The sequence below is a fragment of the Paeniglutamicibacter sp. NPDC091659 genome (genome assembly GCF_044756805.1).
GTDB lineage: Bacteria > Actinomycetota > Actinomycetes > Actinomycetales > Micrococcaceae > Paeniglutamicibacter.
On sequence record NZ_JBIVTO010000001.1, the window covers coordinates 951,876 to 974,628 of the forward strand.

The 22,753-nt window shown below is 64.9% G+C and carries 18 protein-coding genes; 10 read left to right on the forward strand and 8 right to left on the reverse strand.

Features of this window, described 5'->3' with window-relative positions; genetic code table 11:
- Nucleotides 1-47: 47 nt before the first annotated feature.
- Complete coding sequence (locus ACIQLF_RS04310; protein ID WP_400294705.1) at nt 48-2,456, reverse strand: hypothetical protein; 2,409 nt, start codon at nt 2,454-2,456, stop codon at nt 48-50.
- Nucleotides 2,457-2,871: 415 nt separating this feature from the next.
- On the opposite strand from ACIQLF_RS04310, the gene ACIQLF_RS04315 reads away from it, so the two are divergent.
- Nucleotides 2,872-3,663, forward strand: a complete 792-nt coding sequence (locus ACIQLF_RS04315; protein ID WP_400294708.1) for a carbon-nitrogen hydrolase family protein — start codon at nt 2,872-2,874, stop codon at nt 3,661-3,663.
- Between the two features lie 12 nt (nt 3,664-3,675).
- Here the strand turns inward: ACIQLF_RS04315 and ACIQLF_RS04320 are convergent, their stop codons facing one another.
- Nucleotides 3,676-5,301, reverse strand: a complete 1,626-nt coding sequence (locus ACIQLF_RS04320) for a PucR family transcriptional regulator (protein ID WP_400294710.1) — start codon at nt 5,299-5,301, stop codon at nt 3,676-3,678.
- 102 nt (nt 5,302-5,403) lie between these two features.
- Between ACIQLF_RS04320 and ACIQLF_RS04325 the strand changes: the two genes are divergently transcribed.
- The 4 genes from ACIQLF_RS04325 (at nt 5,404) to ACIQLF_RS04340 (ending at nt 11,821) form a co-directional block, all read left to right on the forward strand.
- Complete coding sequence (locus tag ACIQLF_RS04325) at nt 5,404-6,885, forward strand: APC family permease (protein ID WP_400294712.1); 1,482 nt, start codon at nt 5,404-5,406, stop codon at nt 6,883-6,885.
- Between the two features lie 51 nt (nt 6,886-6,936).
- Nucleotides 6,937-8,643, forward strand: a complete 1,707-nt coding sequence (locus ACIQLF_RS04330; protein ID WP_400294715.1) for a flavin monoamine oxidase family protein — start codon at nt 6,937-6,939, stop codon at nt 8,641-8,643.
- A gap of 164 nt (nt 8,644-8,807) precedes the next feature.
- Nucleotides 8,808-10,574, forward strand: coding sequence for an FMN-binding glutamate synthase family protein (locus ACIQLF_RS04335; protein WP_400294717.1), 1,767 nt, complete (start codon nt 8,808-8,810; stop codon nt 10,572-10,574).
- Between the two features lie 53 nt (nt 10,575-10,627).
- Nucleotides 10,628-11,821, forward strand: coding sequence for an MFS transporter (locus tag ACIQLF_RS04340; protein WP_400294719.1), 1,194 nt, complete (start codon nt 10,628-10,630; stop codon nt 11,819-11,821).
- 11 nt (nt 11,822-11,832) lie between these two features.
- Here ACIQLF_RS04340 and ACIQLF_RS04345 read toward each other — a convergent pair whose 3' ends face one another.
- Complete coding sequence (locus tag ACIQLF_RS04345; RefSeq protein ID WP_400295044.1) at nt 11,833-12,900, reverse strand: enoyl-CoA hydratase/isomerase family protein; 1,068 nt, start codon at nt 12,898-12,900, stop codon at nt 11,833-11,835.
- A gap of 171 nt (nt 12,901-13,071) precedes the next feature.
- On the opposite strand from ACIQLF_RS04345, the gene ACIQLF_RS04350 reads away from it, so the two are divergent.
- The 3 genes from ACIQLF_RS04350 (at nt 13,072) to ACIQLF_RS04360 (ending at nt 16,505) form a co-directional block, all read left to right on the forward strand.
- Complete coding sequence (locus ACIQLF_RS04350) at nt 13,072-13,461, forward strand: YidH family protein (RefSeq protein WP_400294721.1); 390 nt, start codon at nt 13,072-13,074, stop codon at nt 13,459-13,461.
- Entirely contained in the window at nt 13,458-13,793 is a 336-nt protein-coding gene (locus tag ACIQLF_RS04355; RefSeq protein ID WP_400294723.1) for a DUF202 domain-containing protein, read from the forward strand. The genes ACIQLF_RS04350 and ACIQLF_RS04355 overlap by 4 nt, the downstream gene beginning before the upstream one ends.
- A 150-nt stretch (nt 13,794-13,943) precedes the next feature.
- Nucleotides 13,944-16,505 (forward strand): SpoIID/LytB domain-containing protein, encoded by a 2,562-nt coding sequence (locus tag ACIQLF_RS04360; RefSeq protein ID WP_400294726.1) that lies wholly within the window; start codon nt 13,944-13,946, stop codon nt 16,503-16,505.
- Between the two features lie 4 nt (nt 16,506-16,509).
- Here the strand turns inward: ACIQLF_RS04360 and ACIQLF_RS04365 are convergent, their stop codons facing one another.
- The 3 genes from ACIQLF_RS04365 to ACIQLF_RS04375 all read right to left on the reverse strand — a co-directional run bounded on the left by ACIQLF_RS04365 (nt 16,510) and on the right by ACIQLF_RS04375 (nt 19,079).
- Nucleotides 16,510-17,445 (reverse strand): LysR family transcriptional regulator, encoded by a 936-nt coding sequence (locus ACIQLF_RS04365; protein ID WP_400294728.1) that lies wholly within the window; start codon nt 17,443-17,445, stop codon nt 16,510-16,512.
- 58 nt (nt 17,446-17,503) lie between these two features.
- The gene (locus tag ACIQLF_RS04370) at nt 17,504-17,773 is read right to left on the reverse strand and encodes a hypothetical protein (RefSeq protein WP_400294730.1); all 270 of its coding nucleotides are present in this window, start codon (nt 17,771-17,773) and stop codon (nt 17,504-17,506) included.
- A 313-nt stretch (nt 17,774-18,086) separates the two neighbouring features.
- Complete coding sequence (locus tag ACIQLF_RS04375) at nt 18,087-19,079, reverse strand: LLM class flavin-dependent oxidoreductase (protein ID WP_400294733.1); 993 nt, start codon at nt 19,077-19,079, stop codon at nt 18,087-18,089.
- Between the two features lie 89 nt (nt 19,080-19,168).
- Between ACIQLF_RS04375 and ACIQLF_RS04380 the strand changes: the two genes are divergently transcribed.
- Nucleotides 19,169-19,822, forward strand: a complete 654-nt coding sequence (locus ACIQLF_RS04380; RefSeq protein WP_400294735.1) for a hypothetical protein — start codon at nt 19,169-19,171, stop codon at nt 19,820-19,822.
- Between the two features lie 94 nt (nt 19,823-19,916).
- On the opposite strand, the gene ACIQLF_RS04385 is transcribed toward ACIQLF_RS04380, so the two are convergent.
- Together ACIQLF_RS04385 and ACIQLF_RS04390 are read right to left on the reverse strand one after the other, a co-directional pair.
- Nucleotides 19,917-20,120: a cold-shock protein gene (locus ACIQLF_RS04385; protein ID WP_007271190.1), complete on the reverse strand. Its 204-nt coding sequence runs from the start codon at nt 20,118-20,120 to the stop codon at nt 19,917-19,919.
- Nucleotides 20,121-20,517: 397 nt separating this feature from the next.
- A complete protein-coding gene (locus tag ACIQLF_RS04390) occupies nt 20,518-22,101 on the reverse strand; it encodes an MFS transporter (RefSeq protein WP_400294738.1) in 1,584 nt (527 codons plus the stop codon).
- A gap of 109 nt (nt 22,102-22,210) precedes the next feature.
- Between ACIQLF_RS04390 and ACIQLF_RS04395 the strand changes: the two genes are divergently transcribed.
- Nucleotides 22,211-22,753, forward strand: a complete 543-nt coding sequence (locus ACIQLF_RS04395; RefSeq protein WP_400294741.1) for a TetR/AcrR family transcriptional regulator — start codon at nt 22,211-22,213, stop codon at nt 22,751-22,753.

Below are 22,753 nucleotides of genomic sequence, written 5' to 3' on the forward strand. Positions count from 1 at the left end.
GCCCCCGCCGATCTGCTTCGGCGGGGGCGCTGCGTCCTTTCGGTGGGTTAGCCGCGCAGGTGGCGGCGGTTGCGGAGCATGAGCACGGCCGGGATCAGCAGCAGTGCCAGCGGGATGAGCAGCAGGGCCGCACTGGGCCCGGTGCTGATCTTCGCGGCCGAAACGGCCTGGGTGCTGCGCTCCAGCTTGGAGGTACCCGCAGCAAGTTCCGTCGAGCCGTTGGAGAGCGTTGCCATGCCCTCGGCCAGCTGGCCGTTGCCGTCGGCCAGGGCTCCGGCCCCGGCATCGAGCTTCCCGGCACCGGCGGACAGGTCGGAGGCGCCCCGTTCGAGCGTTCCCAGGCCCAGGCCGAGCTTTTCGGTGCCCGCCGCCAGCTTGGAGGCCCCGGCATCGAGATCGCCGGCGCCACGGTTCAGCTTGGCGTTGCCCTCCGCCAGCTCCGATGCCCCGTTCTTCAGCTTGGCGGCTCCCGCGGCGGCGGCGTTTGCGCCCGCGGCAAGGGCGGGGGTCTTGGAGGCGAGCTTGCCGGTGCCGTCCTTGAGGGTGCCGGTTCCGGCCAGCAGGTCCTCGGTTCCCTTGGCAAGCTTCTTGCCGCCGGCGGCAAGTTTGCCGGCACCGCCGTGCAGTTCCCGTGCGCCGGCGGAAAGCGTGGACGTTCCGGCGGCGAGGGCTTCTCCGCCGTCGGCAAGCCTGGACCCGCCGTCGCCGAGCAGCTCCGCGCCATCGGCCAGGCTGCCCGTGCCGGCCGCGAGCCTGCCCGCGCCGTCGCTCAGGTCCGATGATCCCGAGGCGAGCGACTCGGTGCCCTGGGCCAGTGCCCCGGCCCCGTCGCCGAGCGATCCGAGGCCCGTGAGCAGGCCCCTCGTGGAATCGTTGAAGCCCGCGTCAAGCCGCCCGAGGCCCGCGTTGAGGTTCCTTGCGCCGGCGTCCAGCGCGGTTGCGCCGGCATTGAGGGTGTCGATGCCGCCGGTCAACAGCTTGCCGCTGGCACCGAGCTGCGCGAGACCGCCATCGATCTTCTGCGCGCCGATGTTCAGCGCCTTGGCGCCCGCGTCCAGGGCCGTCGTCTGTGCGGGGAGGGACTTCGTCTTGCTTTTCAGCTCGTCCAGGCCGTCCTGGAGCTGGGCGCTTCCGGTGTTCAGCCGGTCCGCGCCCGCGGCCAGCGTGCCGGTGCCCGCCTTGAGCTGCCCCAGTCCGCCCTTGAGGCGGGCCGCCCCGGTCTGCAGTCCCTCGACCTTGGCCTGCAGGTCCGCCGCGGTGAGTCCGGGGTTCGTGTCCATGAAGGCAACAAGCCCGTCAAGGTTGGCGGCGAGTTCCGCGGCGCCGTCCTTCAGGGTTCCGACGCTCCGGTCGGCCTCGTCGGCCCCGGCGAGCAGGTCGCCCGCTCCCGACTTCAGGTCGGTGGCGCCGCCCGCGGCGGCGGAGATTCCCTGCTGCAGTGCGGGGGCGGCGTCCGCCAGTGCCTCGGTTCCTGCTTGGAGGTCGGCGCTTCCCTTGGAGAGGTCCGCGGATCCCTTCTTGAGTGCATCGACGCCCGCGACCAGGGCGGGTGCCTTCGCCGAGAGGTCGCCGAGGCCCGCGGCCAGCTTGCCGCTGCCGGCTGCCAGGTCGGAGGATCCTGCGGCTGCCGAGGACGTTCCTGCCGCAAGCTGCCTGGCCCCGGCATTTGCCGCCTGGGTGCCGGCGGCCAGGCGCTTGGCGCCGTCGTTTGCGGCGGCTGCGCCCGTGGCCAGTCGCAGGGATCCATCGCTGAGGGTTTGCGCGCCGGTGTTTACCGCTTCGGTTCCGGCGCCGAACGCGGTGAGGCCGGCCGAGAGGTCGGCGGCGCCGTCCTTCAGGTTCCGGGCTCCCTCGTCGAGCGCCGCGGCGCCTCCGGAAAGCGCCAGGGTGCCGTCCTGGAGTTGGGAGGCTCCCGCGCTGAGCGCCCCTGCGCCATCGCTGGCCGCCGAGGCGCCGGCCTGCAGCTTGCCGGCGCCCGCGTCGAGCTTGCCTGCAGCGGCGTCGACCTTGTTGGTTCCGTCAACGAGCTTGTGCACGCCGGTGGAGAGTTCCGCTGCGCCGTTGCTGAGTTTGTTCGATCCGGTTGCAGCGCTGTGCGTGCCGTCGGCGAGCTTTGCGGTGCCCTCGTGCAGGGAGCCGGCGCCCTCGGCGAGTTCGCCTGCACCGGAGTTGGCCTTGCCTGCCCCGTCGGCAAGCTTGGTTGCACCCTCGGAAAGCTCTCCCGTGCCCGCCGCAAGCGCTGCGGCACCCTCCGCCGCGCTGCCCGACCCGTCGACCAGCTTGGCGACACCGTCGTTGGCCTTGCCCATGCCCTCGTTCAGTGCCGAGGCGCCGGTGGCCATCTGGGAAGAGAACAACGCGTAGAACGCGACGAAGGCTATGAGGAACAGGCCGAGCAGTGCGGTGATGACGGCATGCATGAGAGTGTGCCGTTTGGCTGCAACATGTGCATTCAACTGGACTCCTTGGGTTGTGCGGGCTGTGGGTGTGCCGCGATTTTTGGGCGCACTGAAGTACGCCGCGTCGCGCGGACGGGTGGAACGGGGAGTGGTGCGAGCGTGTGACCTGGCTAACAGTTTTGGAGCTAGGTATATTGAACTTACTCGCGGGTAGGTTTGCAAGGGTTTTGGGAAATAAACTTACTCGCGGGTAAGTTTTGGCCGCGCCGCACGCGATGATCGACCCGGGTTGCGCGAACCGTGAGCGGCTCCGGGTGGCGGCGGGATCGCGTGGCCCGAGGGAAGCGGGCCGCGGGCAGATTGGTGCGAATTGTCTCGTTGATGTGCGGCCATGGTGCCAAATGGCCTATGGGTTCGCCGGAGTGGAGACCATAGGCTGTTATCGATAACTGACCGAGACTTGGAGGAACGCATGCTTTTGGCCGTATTGCAGGCGCGGGCGCACGTACTGGATGCCGCCGCGAACCTGTCCGCCATCGAGGAAGCCGCCGAGCGCGCCGCAGCGGCCGGGGCAAGCGTACTGCTGACCCCGGAGTTGTTTGTCCTCGGCTACGCCCCGCGCACGTTGCGCCGCGAGCTGGATCCGGCGGCGCTACCCGCACTTCACGATCGCCTGGCCCGGATCGCTGCCCGGCACTCCATAGCCATCGTCTATTCACTTCCGGATGTCCAGGGATCCAGCTGGAAGATCACGTGCACCTTTGTGGACGAGGACGGAATCGAGCGCGGCAGCTACGTCAAGGTCCACCTCTTTGGCGACGAGGAAAAGGAAGTGTTCAGCCCCGGGGACCGGCCGGCAACAGTCATTGACTATCAAGGCCTGAAATTGGGCATGGTCATTTGCTTCGACGTCGAGTTCCCCGAAGCGGTCCGTGCCGCAGCGTTGCAGGGGACGCAGCTGCTGTTGGTGCCAACCGCCCTGGGCGCCGGCTGCGAGTCGGTGAGCACCACCCTGGTTCCCGCGCGCGCAATGGAAAACCAGCTCTATGTTGCCTACGCCAACCATGTCGGCGTCGAGGACGGTTTCGCCTTGGGAGGCGGCAGCGTCGTCGTCGACCCGTTCGGTGAAACCGTGGCCAGGGGCGATCACGAAGGGCAGCTGCTCTTTGCGCAGATCGAACCGCTGGAGCTGGAGAAGGCCCGCGCCGGGATTTCCTATCTCACCGAGCGCCGCGCAGACCTGTACCCCGGCTGGGGCCTGTAGCGCCCCCACGCCTCAGGGCAGGAACCGGAGGGCCTGGAACAGTTCGAAGCGCACCTCGGCGCGGGACAGATCCATGTCCAGGATCTCGGCGATCGAGGCGATGTGCCGCCGCACCGAGTTGCGGTGCAGGTCGATGGCCGTGGCCGTCGCATCCCACGACCCGTTGGCATCCAGCCATGCACGCAAGACTTGCAGGTAGAGTTCCTGGCGCTTGGACGGCAACTGCAACAGGTTGTCCAGCAAGTGCTCCGCCAGCTGCCGGCCGGCTTCCTGCGGCAACAGGGCGGAGAACGACTGCGGCAATTGCTCGGCGCTGAGGCTGCGGCCCTCGTCCAGAAGGCGCGGCACCAGACCGCGGGCCTGCCGGGCCAGCTCGCGCAGGTTCGCGGCAAGCGAGTTCCCCTGGCCTTCTCCCCGGACTGGATCCACGGGGTGGCTAAAGGCTGCCAGGTAGCCCGCCGCCTCGATTTGGTCGAGCAATTCCCGGCTTGGTTCACTGCGCGTGATGGCGGTATATCGCCCCTCGCCGTGAACGACCAGCGTGGTGTCCATGAGCGAGCGAATGCGGGTGAGCGCATGGTTGGGGTCTTGAACCGGCGACTGGGGGCCGGGGATGGCGACCACAACCCGCGGCGCTCGGCGCTGGGTGCCGCCAAGTGAACGATTGAACAGTTCCATGGCTCCGGCGTCCAGGTACTCGGCGCCGTCCAGCAAAAGGGCTGTGGCCAGCTGGGTGGAGGCAAAGGACCCCAGGACGCGCTGGCGTGCGACCACTTCCAGCAGCCCCAACGCCGTGGACATGAGGTTGTGTTCGGCAGCCCCCGGCTGGTTCTCGAAGCTCAGCTGCAGCACCCCGAGAAGCGGCGGCACCCGCGCTCCCGAGGTTGCCGTGGGCCGGATGGGAAAAGCCAAATGGTGACGTCCTGCGGATTCACCCAGCACCAGCTTGGGGCCTTGTGCGGCCGAGGCCTGCGCCAGAAGGGCCTCCAGCTCCCGGCCTTGGGCGGGCTGGATGCCCGGGGGAGCCGCATAGTGGCGCAGCCGACCGTTCTGGTCCAGCAGTTGCACCGCGGCCTTGGCGCGGTGCGCGAGCACCGTGACGATATCCTGCTCGGGGTGTTCGCTGGCCACGCAGCGCATCAGGTGCCGGTTTGCTTCGGCGTTCTCCCGCAACAGTCGGGCATTGTCGGCTTCCATCAGCTTGGCGAAGGCCAAGCCGATCGCGGCGAAGGGGATGGAGGCAGGGATCTGCCAGAGGGGCAGGTCCAACTCGCGGCAGGCGTCAATCACCGTCGGCGGCACGGCGGAGAAATACGGGTCAAGCCCGAAGCCCAGCGCCGAGACTTTCGCATCGACCAGTCGGGCAATGAACTGGCGGACCGTGGCGGCATCTTCGGCGTGCTCCACGAGGGGGAATCCGCTGGTGAGAATCAGTTCGTGGTCAACCAGGTAGGGGGTGGGGTCGTCGATGTCACTGGGTTCCACCCACCTCAGGGGTCGGTCTCCGGCATCGTGGAGAACCTGGATTCCGGTGGGGAGCTGGCGTAGGAATCTGGCCAAGGTGATCGAATCCCAGGGCCGGGCGAAGTCTTGGTTCGGAGGTAGCGCGGATTCGTTCTCCGGTGCAATTTGTCCCATGAACAACAACTTTAGTTCAAATAGGCCCAGCCTGAGAGCGGCGTCACAAGCTTAGTGTTGGTACCGGCAACTCCTAGAGACCGTTCAAATGAGGATTCTCAAATGCAAACCACCATCAATACAGAGCGCCGGGCACCGATCCGTCTGGGCCAGCAGCTCAGGCGACGAAAGTCGATCAATTCCATGCTTCGGGAAGCCGAGGAGAATGCCGGTGGTGGCAAGATGCGCCGCAGCCTGGGACTGCTGCAACTGACCATGATCAGTGTGGGCGCCACCATGGGCACCGGCATCTTGGTGGTTTTGGGTGCCACGGTTCCCGTGGCCGGTCCGGCGATTTGGATCTCATTTGTTCTTGCCGGCATCACGGCACTGTTCTCGGCCATCTCGTACGCCGAGATGGCCGGCATGGTGCCGGTCTCCGGCTCCAGCTACTCGTACTCATACGCCACCATGGGCGAGGGAATCGCTTGGGTATGCGGCTGGTGCCTGGTCCTGGAATACGCGGTTTCCGTTGCAGCGGTGGCCGTGGGCGCCGGCGAATACGTCAACGAAGCGCTGCACACCTTCGGCCTGGATCTTCCCGCCGCACTTGCCGGCGGACCCAGCGAGGGAGGGGTTGTAAACCTCCCGGCGCTGGTGGTCGTTGTGCTCGCCACCCTGCTGTTGGCTCGTGGTGCACGGGAATCGGCAATCGTGAACACCGTAGTGGTGATCATCAAGGCTTGCATCCTGGTGTTCTTCTCGATCGTGGCCTTCACGGCATTTGACGCCGGCAACTTCGAACCGTTGCTGCCGATGGGCGCCGCCGGCGTCACCGGTGCAGCCTCGATTGTCTTCTTCTCCTACATCGGCTTTGACGCTGCCTCGACCGCGGGCGAGGAAGCGATAAACCCCAAGCGGGATATGCCTCGCGCCATCATGCTGTCGATGGCCATTGTGACCGTGACCTACGTGCTCGTGGCGGTTTCCGCCATCGGCGCCCGTGACTGGACGTGGTTCGTGGGTACGGAAGCGGCGCTCGTTCAGATCATTGGTGAACTGACCGGGCAGTCGTGGATCGTCTTGCTCTTCGCGGTCGCAGCCGTGCTGGCCATCGCATCGGTGGTGCTGACGGTTCTTTACGGTCAAACCCGCATCCTGCTGACCATGTCCCGCGACGGACTGGTACCCCCAATTTTCTCCCGCGTCTCAAAACGCACCGGAACCCCGGTGGCCGGCACCTTCATCACCGGCGGCATCGTGGCCATCACCGCCGGATTCATTCCACTCGGTGCGCTGGCCGAGGCGACGAGCATCGGCACCCTGTTCGCCTTCGCGCTGGTCGGCGTCTCGGTCATCTATCTCCGCCGCAAGCAACCGCTTGCCGAGCGCACGTTCAAGGCGCCGCTGTACCCGCTCACCCCGCTCTTGGGGATCGCGGCCTGCCTCTTCCTGATGGCCAACCTTTCGTGGCACACCTGGCTGGTGTTCGGCATCTGGATGCTCGTCGGGGTGGGCCTGTACCTGGGCTATGGACGCCGCCGTTCCAGGCTTGGAGCATTGAGCAAGCAGCAGTACATTGACAGCCACATCGGCAACCAATAACCCACGACTTTTGTTTTCCCCAACCAGAGAAACACCCGAAGGACCAAAGAGATGACCTCGATTCCGCAGGCTGACGGCACGATCAACATGCTCAATCCCGATTTCCCGTTCAACTACGACCTGTTCCTGCAGCACCCCGCGGGCCTTGGCAGCGTTCCGGAAGAGCTGCACGGCACCGAAGTTGCCGTCATCGGCGCAGGATTGTCCGGCCTGGTGACCGCTTACGAGCTGATGAAGCTTGGCCTCAAGCCGGTTGTTTACGAGGCCGACCAGATCGGTGGCCGGCTGCGTACCGCCAGCTTCTCCTCCGCCCCGGAGATCACCTGCGACCTGGGCGGCATGCGCTTCCCGATTTCCAGCAAGGCGCTCTACCACTACATCGACCTGTTGGGCCTGGAGACCTACGACTTCCCCAACCCGTTGGCCGCGCCGACCGACTCGACGGTCATCGAGCTCAAGGGCGAAAAGGTCTACGTGGAGAATGAAGGCGACCTGCCGCAGTTCTTCCACGAGGTTTCCGACGCCTGGAAGCGGGCGCTGCGCGAGGATGCCAAGTTCGATGAAATGCAGCAGGCCATCAAGTCCCGCGACGCGCATGAAGTGAAGCGGATCTGGAACTCGCTGCTGGAGGACTTCGACGAGGAAAGCTTTTACGGCTTCATCGCCAACTCGAAGGCCTTCAAGGAGGCGGGCTTCGAGCACCGTGAGGCGTTCGGCCAGGTCGGCTTCGGATCCGGAGGCTGGGACACCGACTTCTCGAACTCCATCCTGGAGATCCTGCGAGTGGTGTACACCGACGCGGATGACAACCACCGCGGCATCAGCGGCGGGGCGGCGAAGCTGCCGCACGCCTTGTGGAACCACGCACCCGAAAAGATGGTGCACTGGCCCGAGGGCACGACTCTCTCCTCGCTGCACGCCGGGGCTCCGCGCGGTGCCGTGGCCACGATCCGCCGCTCGGAGGCCGAGGGTTTCAACGGCGCCAACGCCATCGAGATCACCGAACGGTTCGGTCGCAGCGAGACCTACCCCGCGGTTGTCTCCTCGGTGCAGTCCTGGCTGCTGTCCACCGGCATCGACACGGAGGAATCGTTGTTCCCGGCCGAGCTGTGGACGGCGATCGAGCGCTCCCACTACATGCAGTCGTCGAAGACCTTCGTGATGGTGGACCGCCCGTTCTGGAAGGACCGCGACCCGGTGACCGGCGAGTACCTGATGTCCATGACGCTGACCGACCGGCTCAACCGAGCCACCTACCTGCTGGACAACGGCGACGACAAGCCGGCGGTCATCCTGCTGTCCTACACCTGGAACGACGACGCGCTGAAGTGGCTCGCGCTCTCGGCCGAGCGACGCATGGAACTGATGCTGCACTCGCTGCAGAAGATCTACCCGGGGCTCGACATCCGCAGCCACATCGTCGGACAGCCGATCACGGTTTCCTGGGAGGCCGAGCCGAACTTCATGGGCGCCTTCAAGGCCAACCTGCCCGGACACTACCGCTACCAGGAACGCCTGTACACGCACTTCGACCAGCACGGGCTGGCCACCGAGCACCGCGGGATCTTCCTGACCGGCGACGACGTTTCCTGGACGGCGGGCTGGGCCGAGGGCGCGGTGACCACCGGACTGAACGCCGTGTGGGGCGTATTGAAGCACCTGGGCGGCGAAGACGCGGCGGAGAACCCCGGCCCGGGTCAATTCCTCGCCGAGCTCGGCCCGCTGAGGCTCGAGGATTCCTCGCCGGTCAACGTCTAGGGACTGAACCGGTGGACGCCGCAGCCAACCGCGGCGTCCACCGGAACCACGCACCTTGTCCCGACCTTGACCCGGGCAACGTGCACGGCCGGGTTCGCGGAGGCACGTGGAGGTTTTCGGGCAAAAGCCACCCACGGCCACGCCCGGCGCTATAGGCTCGGCCCATGGTGAGATTTCTGATTCTGGCGCTGTTGTCGTTGCTCGGCTTCATCACTGTGGTGGCCGCATCCCTGGGGGAGACAGGCTGGTGGCTCCTCGCCGCACTGACGCTGGCGCTGCTGGGGCTCGGCATCCACGACGTGCTGCAAACCAAACACGCCATCCTGCGCAATTTCCCGGTGCTTGGACGCCTGCGCTTCCTGTTCGAATCGATTCGCCCCGAAATCCAGCAGTACTTCATCGAACGCAACACCGACGGGCGCCCCTTCGCCCGCGACACCCGGTCACTGATCTATGCGCGGGCCAAGGGCGCCGACAGCCACAAGGCCTTCGGCACCGAGCTCGACGTCAACGAGGTCGGCTACGAATTCCTGCTGCATTCCACGGTCCCCGTCAACGTCCCGGCGGAGCAGCACCGGGTGCGCATCGGCGGCCCCGACTGCCTGCGGCCCTACGACATCTCCTTGATGAACGTGTCCTCGATGAGCTTCGGCGCGCTGTCCAAGAACGCCGTGCTCGCCATGAACAAGGGCGCGGCCATGGGCGGGTTCGTCCATGAAACCGGCGAGGGCGGGCTGACCGAGTACCACCTGGAATACGGGGCCGACCTGTTCTGGGAAATCGGGTCCGGCTACTTCGGCTGCCGCGACGTGGACGGCAACTTCGATCCCGACCGCTTCGCCGCCAAGGCCGCCCACGAAAGCGTCAAGGGCATCACCATCAAGCTGTCCCAGGGCGCCAAGCCCGGGCTCGGCGGGGTGCTGCCCGCCGCAAAGATCACCCCGGAAATCGCTGCCGCCCGGGAAATCCCCATGGGCGTCGACTGCATTTCCCCCGCCTCCCACTCGTCATTCTCCACGCCGAAGGAGCTCATGGCGTTCGTGAAGCACCTGCGCGACCTCTCCGGCGGCAAGCCCGTCGGCTACAAGTTCTGCGTGGGATCGCGCACCGACGTGTTGGCGATGTGCAAGGCCATGCTTGAAACCGGCATCACCCCCGACTTCATCACCGTCGACGGCGCCGAGGGCGGCACCGGGGCGGCGCCGCTCGAATACGAGGACCACGTGGGCACGCCGCTGACCGAGGGGCTCATGCTGGTGCACAACGCGCTGGTCGGGTGCGGGTTGCGACACAAGATCCGGCTCGGCGCCGCGGGGAAGGTCGCCACCGGCTCGGACATCGTCAAGCGGCTCATCCAGGGCGCGGACTTCACCTTCAGCGCGCGGGCGATGATGATGGCCACCGGCTGCATCCAGGCCCAGAAGTGCCACACCAACGAATGCCCCGTGGGCGTGGCGACCCAGAACCCGCATCTGGTCCGCGCGCTCGACGTGCTGGACAAGGGCAACCGCGTTTACAACTACCACAAGCTCACCGTCCAGGAGGCCGCCCAGTTGATGGCCTCCATGGGCGTCTCGCACCCCTCGCAGCTGAACCCGCGCATGTTGCGCCGGCGCATCGACCACCTGACGACGCGCAGCTACGCGGCCCTGCACAACTGGGTCGCGCCCGGCGAGTTGCTCACCGAACCCGCCCGCGGGTGGCTGGCCGACTGGGAAGAAGCCGACTCCGACACCTTCGGGGAACACGCCCCCATGCCGTGGCCGACACCTCGCGAACCTGCGCCGGCACCGGTGGCCCTTGCCGGCACGGTTGCGCCCAAGCGCGTGGAACCCAAGAACTCGACGCACCAGGTGGTGGCCCCGGTCCATCCGGACGCCAAGCGCCCCGAGGGCCGCCTGGCACCCAAGCACCCCATCCCCAGGCGCTGAACCGGGCGTCATGAAGGCCGGGTGCAGGGCCCGGGCGCGGAATAATTGCCGGCATGGCAGCACCCGCCCCGGCCAGGCCCCTCGGCTTCCCCTCGATCCTTGCCCATGCCTTCTTCCTGCAGGCATCGGTCTACCTGGTGCGCCCCGCCACGTCCTACCGGGCCCTGGAACTCGGCGTGGACCCCGGGCTGCTGGGCCTGGTCGTGGCAAGCTTCTCCATCCTGCCGGTGTTCCTGGCCGTGGCCATCGGCCGGGCCACGGACCGCGGGCGGGAACAAGGGGTGTTGCTGCTGGGCGCCGGGCTGATGATCGCCTCGGGCCTCGGGCTGCTGTTTGCCGCGGGGTCGCTGCCGGCCCTGCTGGGCTGGAACCTGCTGCTGGGCGTCGGGCACCTGATGAGCCTGATCGGCGAACAAAGCAGGCTGGCCTCGGCGAAAAACCGCAACATGGACAGGGTCTTCGGCTACTACACCACGGTCACTGCGGTCGCCCAGGCCGCGGCCCCGCTGCTGCTTGGCTTCCTCGGCGGGGACCGGATCCGGCCCGACACCGCGTTGCTGCTGCAGGCCTACCTGTACTCGGCGGTGGCGATGGCCGCCGCGACGCTGTTTATGGTGCGGCATGCGGTTCCGCGGGCCCACGCCGGGGCCAGGGCGCAGGTCAAGCTGTCGACCGCGCTGAACGTCGAACCGGCAACCCGCAACACCCTGCTGGCCTCGATCGGACTGAGCATGATGGTGCTGTGCACCATCGACCTGTTGCAGGTCTACCTGCCGGCCCTCGCCGTGGAGCGCGGAATCCCCGTGCAGACCGTCGGCATCCTGCTGGCCCTGCGCGCCGGGGCAACCGTGCTTTCGCGGCTGGGGCTCGACAGGCTGGTGCGCACCGTCGGCCGGGCCCGGCTGCTGCTGGCCTCCACCGGGATCTCCGCGGTGCTCATCGCGCTGCTGGTGCTTGACCTGGGCGTGTTCTGGACGGGCGCGCTGCTGGTGATGGCCGGGCTGAGCCTGGGTATCGGGCAGCCGCTGAGCATGAGCGTCGTCTCCGCCGCGGCCTCCGAGGGCACCCGCGGCACCTGGATGTCCATCCGCCTGCTGGGCAACAGGCTGGGCCAGGCGGTCATCCCCGTGGGCGTCGGGATCTTCGCCACGGGGCTCGGCGCCGGGGGAGTGTTCGCGGTCCTGGGCTCGACGATGGCCGCCGCGACCCTGGGCTCGATCATCCCCCTGCGCTCCATGAAGGACTGAATGCAGAAGGACTAATTCGGTTCGGAAACCACCGCGGCGACCGCCGCAACGTCGACCTCGCCGATGCCCGCCGGAACCCACGCCGGGTTGCGGTCCTTGTCGATGACCTGTGCGCGGATGCCCTCGGCCAGGTCGCCGCGGTGCATGAGGTACTTGGCCAGGCGCAGCTCGCGGTCGAGGGCCGAGCGCAGGTGCTCCTCGGCGCGTGCCGCGCGGACCGACTGCAGGGCGCACTCCATGGACGTCGGGCAGTTCGCGCGCATCTGCTCCGCGGCCTCGGCCGCCGCCGAATGGGACATCGCATCGAGCCTGTCCAGGATCTCCCCGAGCGTCGGGGCGCTGAAGGCGTGGTCGATCCACGGCTGCGCGGCCATCAGCGGGGATGCGCCGAAGGAACCGAAAAGCACCTCGAGCGCGGCGGCGATCTCCGCGGCGTCCATTCCCTCGAAGTCCGGCAGCGCGTCGATCACGTCGTCGAACTTTTCCCCGTCCACCAGCATGTCCGCGAAGCCGAGTTCCACCGCGTCGACGCCGGAGAACGTGGATGCCGTCAGCGCCAGGTATTCCCCGATGTGGCCGGGGGCCAGCGCCATCAGGTGGGTGCCGCCGACGTCTGGTGTGTAGCCGATGCGGGCCTCGGGCATGGCAAAGCTGGACCCCGGGGTGGCGATGCGGATGGCCGCGTGCGACGCAAGGCCGATCCCGCCGCCCATGCACAGCCCGTGCGCCAGGGTGACCACGGGCTTGGGATAGCCGGCGATCATGGCGTCCAGGTCGAACTCCAGGGACAGCAGGTCCGCGAACTCGCCGTGGGCGTCGTTGCTCACCGCACGGTGGAAGTCCTTGATGTCTCCTCCGGCGCAAAAACCGCGCTCGCCCTCGCCACGCAGGACCACCATGGAGACGGACGGGTCATCCCTCCACAGCACCAGCGTGTCGGTGAGTGCCTGGAGCATGCCGCGGGTCAGCGCATTGATCTTTGAGGGGCGGTCAAGCGCCAGGATTCCCAGCGGTCCGGTGATTGAAGCGCGGATGTGCGAAGTGATGGTCGGGGTCCTTCCGAATAATGCCGTGTGCAGGGCGCAAGATGCTGGTAGAAACGCTACAGGCAGGGATCCCGAAGTACAGATTCCCAGGCACTGGGGAGCGGCGACACATTCCGCCGCCGTGGCACTCCCGCGATAGGATTCAAAGGGATTTTGCGCCGGGCAACGCCTCGGCCGCACTGTGTTTGAGAGGGGTCCTGGCCGATGGCTGAATACGATGAGGACGACGATCGCGGGGCACTGGCCAAGCGCGTATTGCCCGGCGGCAAGGAACCCGACCCGCGTTTCACGCTGGCCAACGAGCGGACGTTCCTGGCCTGGATCCGCACCTCGCTGGCCTTCCTGGCCGGCGGCATCGCCCTGGAGGCTTTCGCCGCCCGGGAGTTTCCCGCACAGCTCCGCACCGGCATCTCCGTATTTCTGATCATCATCGGCATGCTGATCAGCGCCGGGGCGGCCCTGCGCTGGCGGAGGATCGAACTGTCCATGCGCCACGGCAAGCCGCTGCCGCTGCCGCTGATCGTCCCCATTCTGGGCTTGGGCGGCGCGATCGTCGCAGCCATCGTGGCGGTGTTGATCGCGACCAAGCTGTGAGTGCCAACGGGCCCCTGTTTTCCCATGACGATCCGGGACTGCAACCCGAGCGCACGGTGATGTCCTGGGGGAGGACCACGATGTCGCTGTGCGTGGCGGCGCTCGTCTTTCTGCGGTGGTACCCGCATTACGGCGCCGGGATCCTGCTGATGGTCGTGTTGTGCCTGCTGGTGGCCGGCAGCATCTATGCCACCCAGCGCAGGCGCTACGCCTTGGCGTCCCACGGAATTGCCCTGGAACGCGTCCACGCGGACGTCGTGGCCGTGCTCGCGATGAGCGGGGCCGTGGTGGGGGTCGGGGCACTCGGGATTTTCCTGGTGCTGACCGACTGAGGACGGGGCCGAACGGGGCCGCGCGGCAAGTGAACTTACAGGGATTCGGCCGTTGACGTGTGCCGTCCGGGTGCCGAGATCGACTGCTCACGTAAGATCGGGAGCAGTCGCCCTGGTGTCTCGTACCCGCAAAGTCGTTCAAGGATGTCCATGAGAAAAACAGCCCTCGCCCTATCCGCAGTTCTGGTCGCCTCCCTGCTGGTACCGGCGGCCGCCGCGACAGCCGCTGAACCGGCAACGGTGAATGTCGCCACGGCGAGCATCGCGCAGGACAACTCCGCGTACTTGGCCAAGGCAGCAAAGACCCTGGGCGGTGCCAGCGACGGCTCCGGAAAGCTCAGGGACGGAAACTCTTGGAGCTATTGGCGCTCCTACCGCGATGGCATCGTGGTCTACTCGGACAAGCGCAGGGCGCTGACGGTACCCAACAACATCGCGAAGGCGTGGGCCGACACCGGATGGGAAAACGGCCGATTCGGCTACCCCACGGGGAAGCACTACAAGTCCGGAAGCGACACGCGGCAGAACTTCAACGGCGGCGTGCTCGGGGTGCGCAGCAACGGAACTTCCTACTGGCTGCCCAGCGTCCCCAAGCTGCCGGACTTCACGGTCACTGGCGCCGGATGGGGCCACGGCGTTGGCATGAGCCAGTACGGCGCGCGGGCGATGGCCGAGGCAGGCTGGAGCGCCACTGAAATCCTTACGCATTACTACAAGCCTGCAACGGTCGAGAAAAACACCACCTCGCCGTCGCAAGACATCCGCGTGCAGGTGCTGAAGTCGACGACCGCCTCGGTGACCGTGGCCGGCGGCGGCATGCGGGTCAAGGACCCCACGGCCCAAAAGACCTATACGGCACCGGCCGGCTCCGCGCTGACTTTCAGCCGGAGCGGTTCCCAGCTGAGCTACGTGCTGAAGAACGACAAGGACCAAAGCGTTGCCGCAAACAAGGTCACCGGCAAATTGCGCATCGAATGGGAAGGCACCACGGCCTGGCCCTCGAGCAAACGTGCCGTTCTCTCCATTCCGAAGGCCAACGCCGAATCTACGACCCCAGGAACCTACCGGCACGGTTTCCTCGAGGCCGGGATCCTCAACGACCAGGTCAACCTGGTGACCTCACTTCGACTGAATGACGAGTACCTCTACGGCCTTGCAGAGGTCCCGTCCTCCTGGCCGAGCGCGGTGTTGCAGGCGCAGGCGATTGCAGGACGGACCTATGCCATGCGCAAGATCAACACCGTGAAGACTTCCTGCGGCTGCAACGTGACGGACGAGGTGCAGGACCAAAAGTTCACCGGATGGCGCAAGGAAAACGAACAACCCGGTTACGGCGCCAAATGGAAGGCCGCGGTGGACGCCACGGTTTCCCGCAGCGGGAGCACTCCGACCTCCGGCAAGGTCGTCATGTACGGCGGACGGCTGGCCGAAACGCTCTATTCCTCGTCCACCGGCGGAGCCACGCGCAACAGCGAAGACGTGTGGGGCGGTGCTGCGCTTCCGTACCTGCGATCCCGGGACGACTCATGGTCACTGAAGCCAAGCGCCAACAACCCCTACGACTCATGGACGCAGGGTGTGAGCCAGGCCAAGATGGCCAAGGTCTTCGGGCTCAACGACGTCGTTTCGGTGAAGATCAGCCGGGCCACGGACAAGACGATTTCCTCGGCAACTGCCACGACTTCGGCGGGAACCACCAAGTCGCTGACGGGCATTGCCTTCAGGGGTTCGAGCAACGGCATCGGTGCCCGTGCGGCTTGGATCTCCGGGGTGAAGGCCTCGACCACCACCCCGGCTGCGACGACGATCAACCCCAACAATTTCTGCACCACGACGGTGGCAACCGGTTCTAGCATTTCAAAGGCGATTGCTTCCCAAAGGGAGGGAGCAGTCATCTGTTTGAAGGCCGGAACCCACAAACCGGCGAACCTGGTGCTCAAGTCCCGCCAAACTTTGGTGGGTCAAGGCAGCAGTACCACCCGCTTCGACGGAACCACCGCGGTAAAAACCAAGAAGTCGGGCAAGATCTACAAGATTTCTTCCAGCAAGATCCCTTCCAAGGCGCCTGCCACGCTCAAGTGCACCACCGGCAGCCAGTGCAACAGCGCCCAGATTCTTTTCGCCAACGGGATCCAGCTCAAGCGGGTAAGTTCCAAGGCGAAGGTGAAGGCCGGCACCTACTGGATCGATCACAAGGGGCGGGCCATCTACACGGGCAAAGCCAGCAGCAGCAAATACAAGTACTCGATGGCCGTGCAAACCCGTGCCATCACCTTGGGTACATGGTCGCGCATGGGCAAGATGAATGTGGTCGGATACGCCAACCCCAGCAACACGGGTGCAGTGCGGCTCTCGGGTGCGCATTCGGGGCTGTTTTCCTCACGAGTGGCCGTGAACCACGGCATCGGAGTGCAAAGCAACGGCGCCGCCACTGAAGTCCTGAACTCGACGATCCGGCTCAACGGCCAGGTGGGAGTCAGCGCCTCGGGCGGAAAGAACTCGATCGTTCGGGGAACCGAAATCAGCAAAAACGGCTGGGCCGGCTACAAACCAGCAACGTTCACCGGCGGCATCGCCGCGGCCAACAAGGCAACCATGAAGGTCAGCAGCGCGAAGATCCTGTACAACAGTGCCGCAGGAAAGCTCGGGGTGCGAAAGAGTTCCGGTGCCAGCGTCTCGGTCGCTTCAAGCACGGTGCGTGGGAACAGCTAGTTTCCTAGCGCCGTTTGGGCGCGATACTCAATTCACCGAGCACGGTGGTGAGACGATCCATGAAGACCCGCACCTTTGGATTGTGGTTGTCCGGGGATTGCAAGGCAAAAATGCTGCGGGCCAACCTGATCTCCGGTGCATCGATGACCCGGATACCCTCGGGTGCCTGCAACATGGCCAGTTCGGGAACCAGTGCGGCGCCAAGGCCAGCCGCAGCCATGTGCAGCGAAGCGTTGAAGTCGTCGCTGTAGGCGACAACCCGCGGGTGGATGTTGAACGCGGAAAAGAGCCGGGAGATGACCGTCGCGTCGCTGGTGCCGGGATGGTGCATGATCCACGGCATGTTGGCCAGCTGTTCGGCACTCACCGTAGAGGAGCTCGAGAGCTTCCAGGAAGCCGGAACCACAACCCTGAACTGATCGTCACCCAGCCACTGGCGTTCCAGCTGGGCGGGCCAGGCAAGTCCGGCCTGTCCGACCTGGAAGATCAAAGCCAGATCAAGTTCGCCGTCTTGGCGCAATCCGGCAACGGTTTGGTGCGGTTCCCCGACGTGGACGCGAAGCGCAATGCCAAGCTGGTCCCAATCGGGGGAACCCAGCAGGCGGGGCAACGCGTAGATGGCCAGCGACGGGAAAATGCCCAGCCGCAACTCCTGGAGAGGCTTTCCGCTGGGGTCAAGGTCGGGGGTGGACGTCGCGGCAAGCAGCGCGTCAATGTCGGTGAGCACCCGTTGCGCATGACGGACCATTGTCATGGCCGCGGGCGTGGGCTCAATGCTCTTGGCACCCCGCGTAAAAAGCGTTGTGCCGGTGGTGCGTTCGAGGGCTGTCATCTGTTGCGATACGGCCGAGGGAGTGTAGCCGAGCCGTGTCGCAGCCACGGCAAAGGACTTATGTTGTACGACTTCGATCAGCGTGCGCAGGTGCACCGGATTGACCACAGGTTCTCCCGAGCCTCAAGATGATGGGGGTTGGCAACATGCGTTGCCAACCCCAATCCTATGGTGCGGAGGCGAGACCCTCGGCCTCCTCTTCGGAAATCTCCTCCACCCATGCCACTTCCACGGCGTCTTCGTCTTCGATCTCGTCTTCGGCCGTCAGATCGTCGTCAAGCAGATAGAGGTGTCTGCGCAGCGGGTCCAGGGCCGTCATTGTTTCGGGGCTGTCGGATGAGCCTTCGTAGGGCTGGCCATCGCGGCCGTCGCCAGGCTCATACATGTCGTCGTCAATCGGCTCGTCAAAGACCGTGTCGTCAAAGATGTCGCTCATCGTGTCCCTCTATTCACCAAACGCGGTGTTCGTGGCTGATCCGCGATTGATTACAGCCTATGTCCCATCCTTGGTTATGGGAATGGGCACTTTTTCGCTTGGCATGGCCCTGTTCGGGGGCTGCAATCTGGAGATGCGACACTGCAAATTCCCGTAAGTCTCTGTCCGCCCTCCACTAGCGTGGCCTTGACTGTCGCCGCCTGCCGGGCATCCAGACCGAGCGATTTCCCCGCGAAAAGGGCCGGGCGGCAACCACTGGAGGAGTGGGTCCCTCGTGGTTTGCAGCCCGGCCCCGTTGGCCTTTGGCGTCTGGTCAGCCGGCGAGGTTCATGGCCCGGGCAGAGATTTCCACGGATGCCAGGCGCTGGGCCGCACTGCTGGAATTGTGCACGGTGATCAGTTCGTCGGCCTGAGCCGTGCGCGCGAAATCCTCAAGGTATTGGGCGACCGTGGCACCGTCGCCCACGGCCGTGTACTTGAGCATGTTCAAGATCGACTCCCCGTGAGACGAATCCAGGAGCATGTCGATCTCGGCTTCGGTAAACGGGGTGGGACGGTTCCTGCCCAAGAAGAGCTGGATGCGATCGCGGCGGACCTGTTCCATGATGCGGTGGGCCTCCGAGTTGCTTTCGGCAGCGACGACTCCCACACCGGCAATGACGTAGGGCTCCGCGAGCTGCGCGGAGGGACGGAATTCGTTGCGGTAGGTGGTGACCGCCTGGACCAGCGCATCGGGTGCGAAGTGCGAGGCAAACGAGTACGGTAGCCCCAGCTGTGCGGCAAGGCGGGCCCCGAAGAGGCTGGATCCCAGGATGTACAGGGGCACGTTGGTTCCGTATCCCGGGTAGGCGTTCACACCCTCAATGCGCGAAGTCTCGCCGAGGTAGGCCTGGAGTTCGAGCACGTCATGGGGGAAGGCGTCGGAAGCGGCGGGGTCGCGGCGCAGTGCCTGGAACGTGAGCTGGTCGGTGCCGGGGGCGCGCCCCAGGCCCAGATCGATGCGTCCGGGGAACAGCGTTTCGAGGGTTCCGAATTGTTCGGCAATCACCAAGGGGGAGTGGTTGGGCAGCATGATGCCGCCCGAGCCCAGACGAATGCTCTTGGTGTGGTAGGCAATGTGGCCGATGAGCACCGAAGTTGCGCTCGAGGCGATCGAGGACATGTTGTGGTGTTCGGCGTACCAGACACGGGTGTAGCCGTTGGCTTCGGCGGTTTGCGCCAGCCGAACGCTTTCGGAAAATGTTTCGGCGGCTGAACCGCCGCTGCGGATGGGGGCAAGATCAAGGATCGACAAGGGAATGCTCACGTAGGGAGGCAACCCCGACCGTGCCGGATTCATTCCCTGGCCGGCTGCCAGTGGGTAGTTTTGTGGTCAAGGAAACGTATTATCTGAGCATGAAGCGGATGCTGCTCGTTCCGGTGTGCGGATTGTTTCTGGGTTTGTTGAGCGGCTGCACGATTCTTGTTCCGGATGAAACCGGATCATCGTCGGCCCCCTCGGCTGCACAGGCAAGGTTGGAGGAGCTCCCAGCCGGGTGCCCCTCCGCCGAAGGATTCGTGGTTCCTGAACCCCTGGGAGCAGGAACCGGGGAGGATGGCGCAGAACTGCTGCTGGCGCGTTTGAGTGATTGGGCGAATGCCGGGACGACCATGGTTGCCAGTGATCCGCGCTGGATCGCAGGAGCCAGCACCGCTGGATGCCTTGAAGCTCTTGCCGATGCGATAGGCCGGGTCTACGGGCAGGTGCTCTTTTCCCGAGAGGAGGATGAGACCCTGGAGGAGCTGCGGAAAGCGATGGTGGGGGAGAACCTGGGGAATCTACGTCGGGCCCGTGCGCAATCACAAGCTTCCAATGCCGAGTATTGGCTACTTGGTCTGCTTGGCGCATCGTCGTCCGGTGACGGCCAATTCCTGAAAATGCGCGTGAGCGTGGAGCCCGGAGATTCCACGCAACCGAGGCGCGGGGAAGATTGGATTGTGCTCCTGAAGAAGCAGGATGCCGTGCCCACGCTGGCCCATGTGAGCGGTTTCCTGGCCCAGGAGCGCTAGAGGCATGGTGGCAAAAAACAATTTGGGCGGTACCTCCGCAAGGAGATACCGCCCAAATAGAATCAGCTAATTAGCCGAAGGTGATGATCCGAACTTAGACAGCGCGGATATCGGTGGCCTGAAGGCCCTTCTGGCCCTGAGTTACTTCGAACTCTACGCGCTGGCCCTCTTCAAGCGAACGGAAGCCGTTCGACTGGATGGCGGAGTAGTGAGCGAAAACGTCATCGGAGTTGTCGTCCGGAGCGATGAAGCCGAAGCCCTTTTCGGCGTTGAACCACTTAACGGTACCTGTTGCCATGATGGGGGTGTCCTTTCGAGACTGTCCTGAAATGGGACGTAGGGGAGCGAACTCCACTGTGGAGTTCACTTGCAGCTACGTGATTCACCGCGGTTCAGAAAGGTACTCGCCCCGGCAACGGGGTATTTGCACTGCTTTACTGCGAGAAAAACTAGAACTACAAGCACTACGGTACGCGACTATTGGCGCAGTTACTACCCTTTGGCACATTAATTTAGAAAGTTTGCCGTTTAGGGGCCTGGTATTCACCGCCATTTTGGGTTTTTGGAACCGTGTCTGGTTGCCGGAGGAGCGGAATCTCGGGGTTTTCGTCGAATCCACAAAAAATGGGTGCCGTAGGAATTGTGATTCCTACGGCACCCATTTCATCGGTGGGCATAACTGCCCGTTGAACTTCCTAGGCGGAAGGTGCCGATTCTGGGGCAGGGGTGTGCTCAGGGGTCTTTGCACCGCGGATGGTTTTTGAAATAACGAAAATCGTAATTACGGTCAAGGCAACCGCAATTCCCGAAGTGATAACCACGCCTGCATCAAACGCGTTTGCCGCGGAAGCGAGAAGCTGGTCGGCAATCGAGGCCTGGGATTCGGGGAGGCCTGCGGCGACCTCATGGGCGCCGCCAAGGGTCTGGCGTGCGGCCTCGGCCTGTTCGGCGTTCAACGTGGCCGGGACCTGGAGGTTTCGGGAGTAGACGGCATTGAGAATCGACCCCAAAACCGCGGTGCCGAGGACCGAGCCAACCTCGTAGGACGTCTCGGAAATGGCTGATGCGGCGCCAGCCTTGGATGCGGGGACTGCGGACAGGGCCAGGTCGTTGGACAGCGTCTCGGCCATGCCGACGCCGGCACCCAAAACGCCGAATGCCACCATGAGGGCCGCGACAGAGCCGGACTGCCCGAAGGCCAACACGATGCCGTAGGCGATGGCGCTCAGTGACAGGCCGGCAATCATGACGGTGGAGACCTTGAACTTGCGCACCAGAGGGACGGCCAGGAGGCCAAAAGTCACGGTCAGGGCAAGGCCGGGCAGCATCAGGATGCCAGCCATCATCGGGGTATTTCCGGCGACCAGCTGCAAATGCTGGGACAGGAAGTAAATGAAGCCTACGAACCCGAAGATGCTGAGCAGGTTTACCGTCAGGGCGCCGGAGAACACCGGGTTGGTGAACAACCGGACATCAAGCATCGGGTTTGAGCGCTTGAGCTGGCGGAGCACAAAGAACAAGCCGCAGCTGATGCCGACCGCGATGGCCAGGACGCCCAGCCATGGTGAGGCCGAGTGGGTCAGTTCCTTGACGCCGAAGACGATCGGCAGCAGCGTCATGATGACCAGGGCGATGGAGATGGGGTCAATGGCCCCCGGTTTGGGGTCGCGAGACTCTGGGATGAGTACCGGTCCCAGGAAAAGCAGCGGCAGTAGCATCGGCACGGCCAGCAGGAAAACCGAACCCCACCAGAAATGCTCCAGCAGGAAGCCGCCAACGATCGGGCCGAGCGCGGCGCCGCCGGAGAACGCGGCGGCCCAGATGGCGATGGCCTTGCGACGTTCATTGGCGTCGGTGAAGATGTTGCGGATCAACGACAGCGTGGCAGGCATCAGCATGGCGCCGAAGATGCCGAGCAGGGCGCGGGCGGCGATGAGTTGCTCGGCGCTTGTGGCAAACGCCGCGGCAGCGGATACGGCGGCGAATCCTGTCGAGCCAATCAGAAGCATGCGGCGGCGGCCGAAACGGTCACCAAGTGACCCCATCGGAACCAGGAGACCGGCAAGAACCAGCGGGTAGATGTCGATGATCCATAGCAGCTGGTTGCCGGAAGGGGACAGCGCCGCGGAAAGCGCGGGAACCGCAAAGCTGAGTACGGTGTTGTCCACCGAGATCAGGAGTACGGGGAACATCAGCACGACAAGGGCGGCCCAACGTTTGCGGTTCATTGAACCGGCTTGCTCTTGCGCTGATCGGGTCGTGAGGTTCGGGGTGCTCATGATGGAGGTTTTCCTGAAGGAGTAGTTGCTCGGACATTCATAACTGTACCGTCTGGACGGTACAGTTACAATATGACGATGCCTACAGGAAAGGGATAAGGTTCACTACATGTCTCGCCCCCCATTAGCCAAGGAAAAGATCATCGACGCCTATGTTTCGATGCTCTGTGAAGAAGGTGAGCGCGCCGCCACCATGGAAGCAACGGCCGCGAAAGCCGGGGTTTCAAAGGGAGGGCTGCTCTACCACTTTGCCTCCAAGGAAATGTTGGCCCAAGGTGTCATCGACGGCTTGCTCAGGACCCATGAGGACGACCTGCGGCTCATGGAATCCGCGCCCGAGGGGCCGGCGACCTACTTCGTGCGCACCAGCACCGTCATCGGCGGTGAACTTGATCGCTACTTCCTGGCCGTGCTCCGGCTGGCCCAGGGTGGCCACGAGCCATCGGTCAAGGCGCTTGAGGATGTCCAGGAGGGCTGGTTGAACCTGATCCGGCGCGAGGTCAAGGACAAGTACGCGGCCGAGGCCATCATGCTCATCGGCGAGGGGCTGTACTACCAAACTTCAATGCCCGGTTCGTGGTCCACCGGTACCTTCGGCAAGGACCTTGACCACCTGCTGAAACAGGTTGAGCGACTCAAGAACGGTAACTAG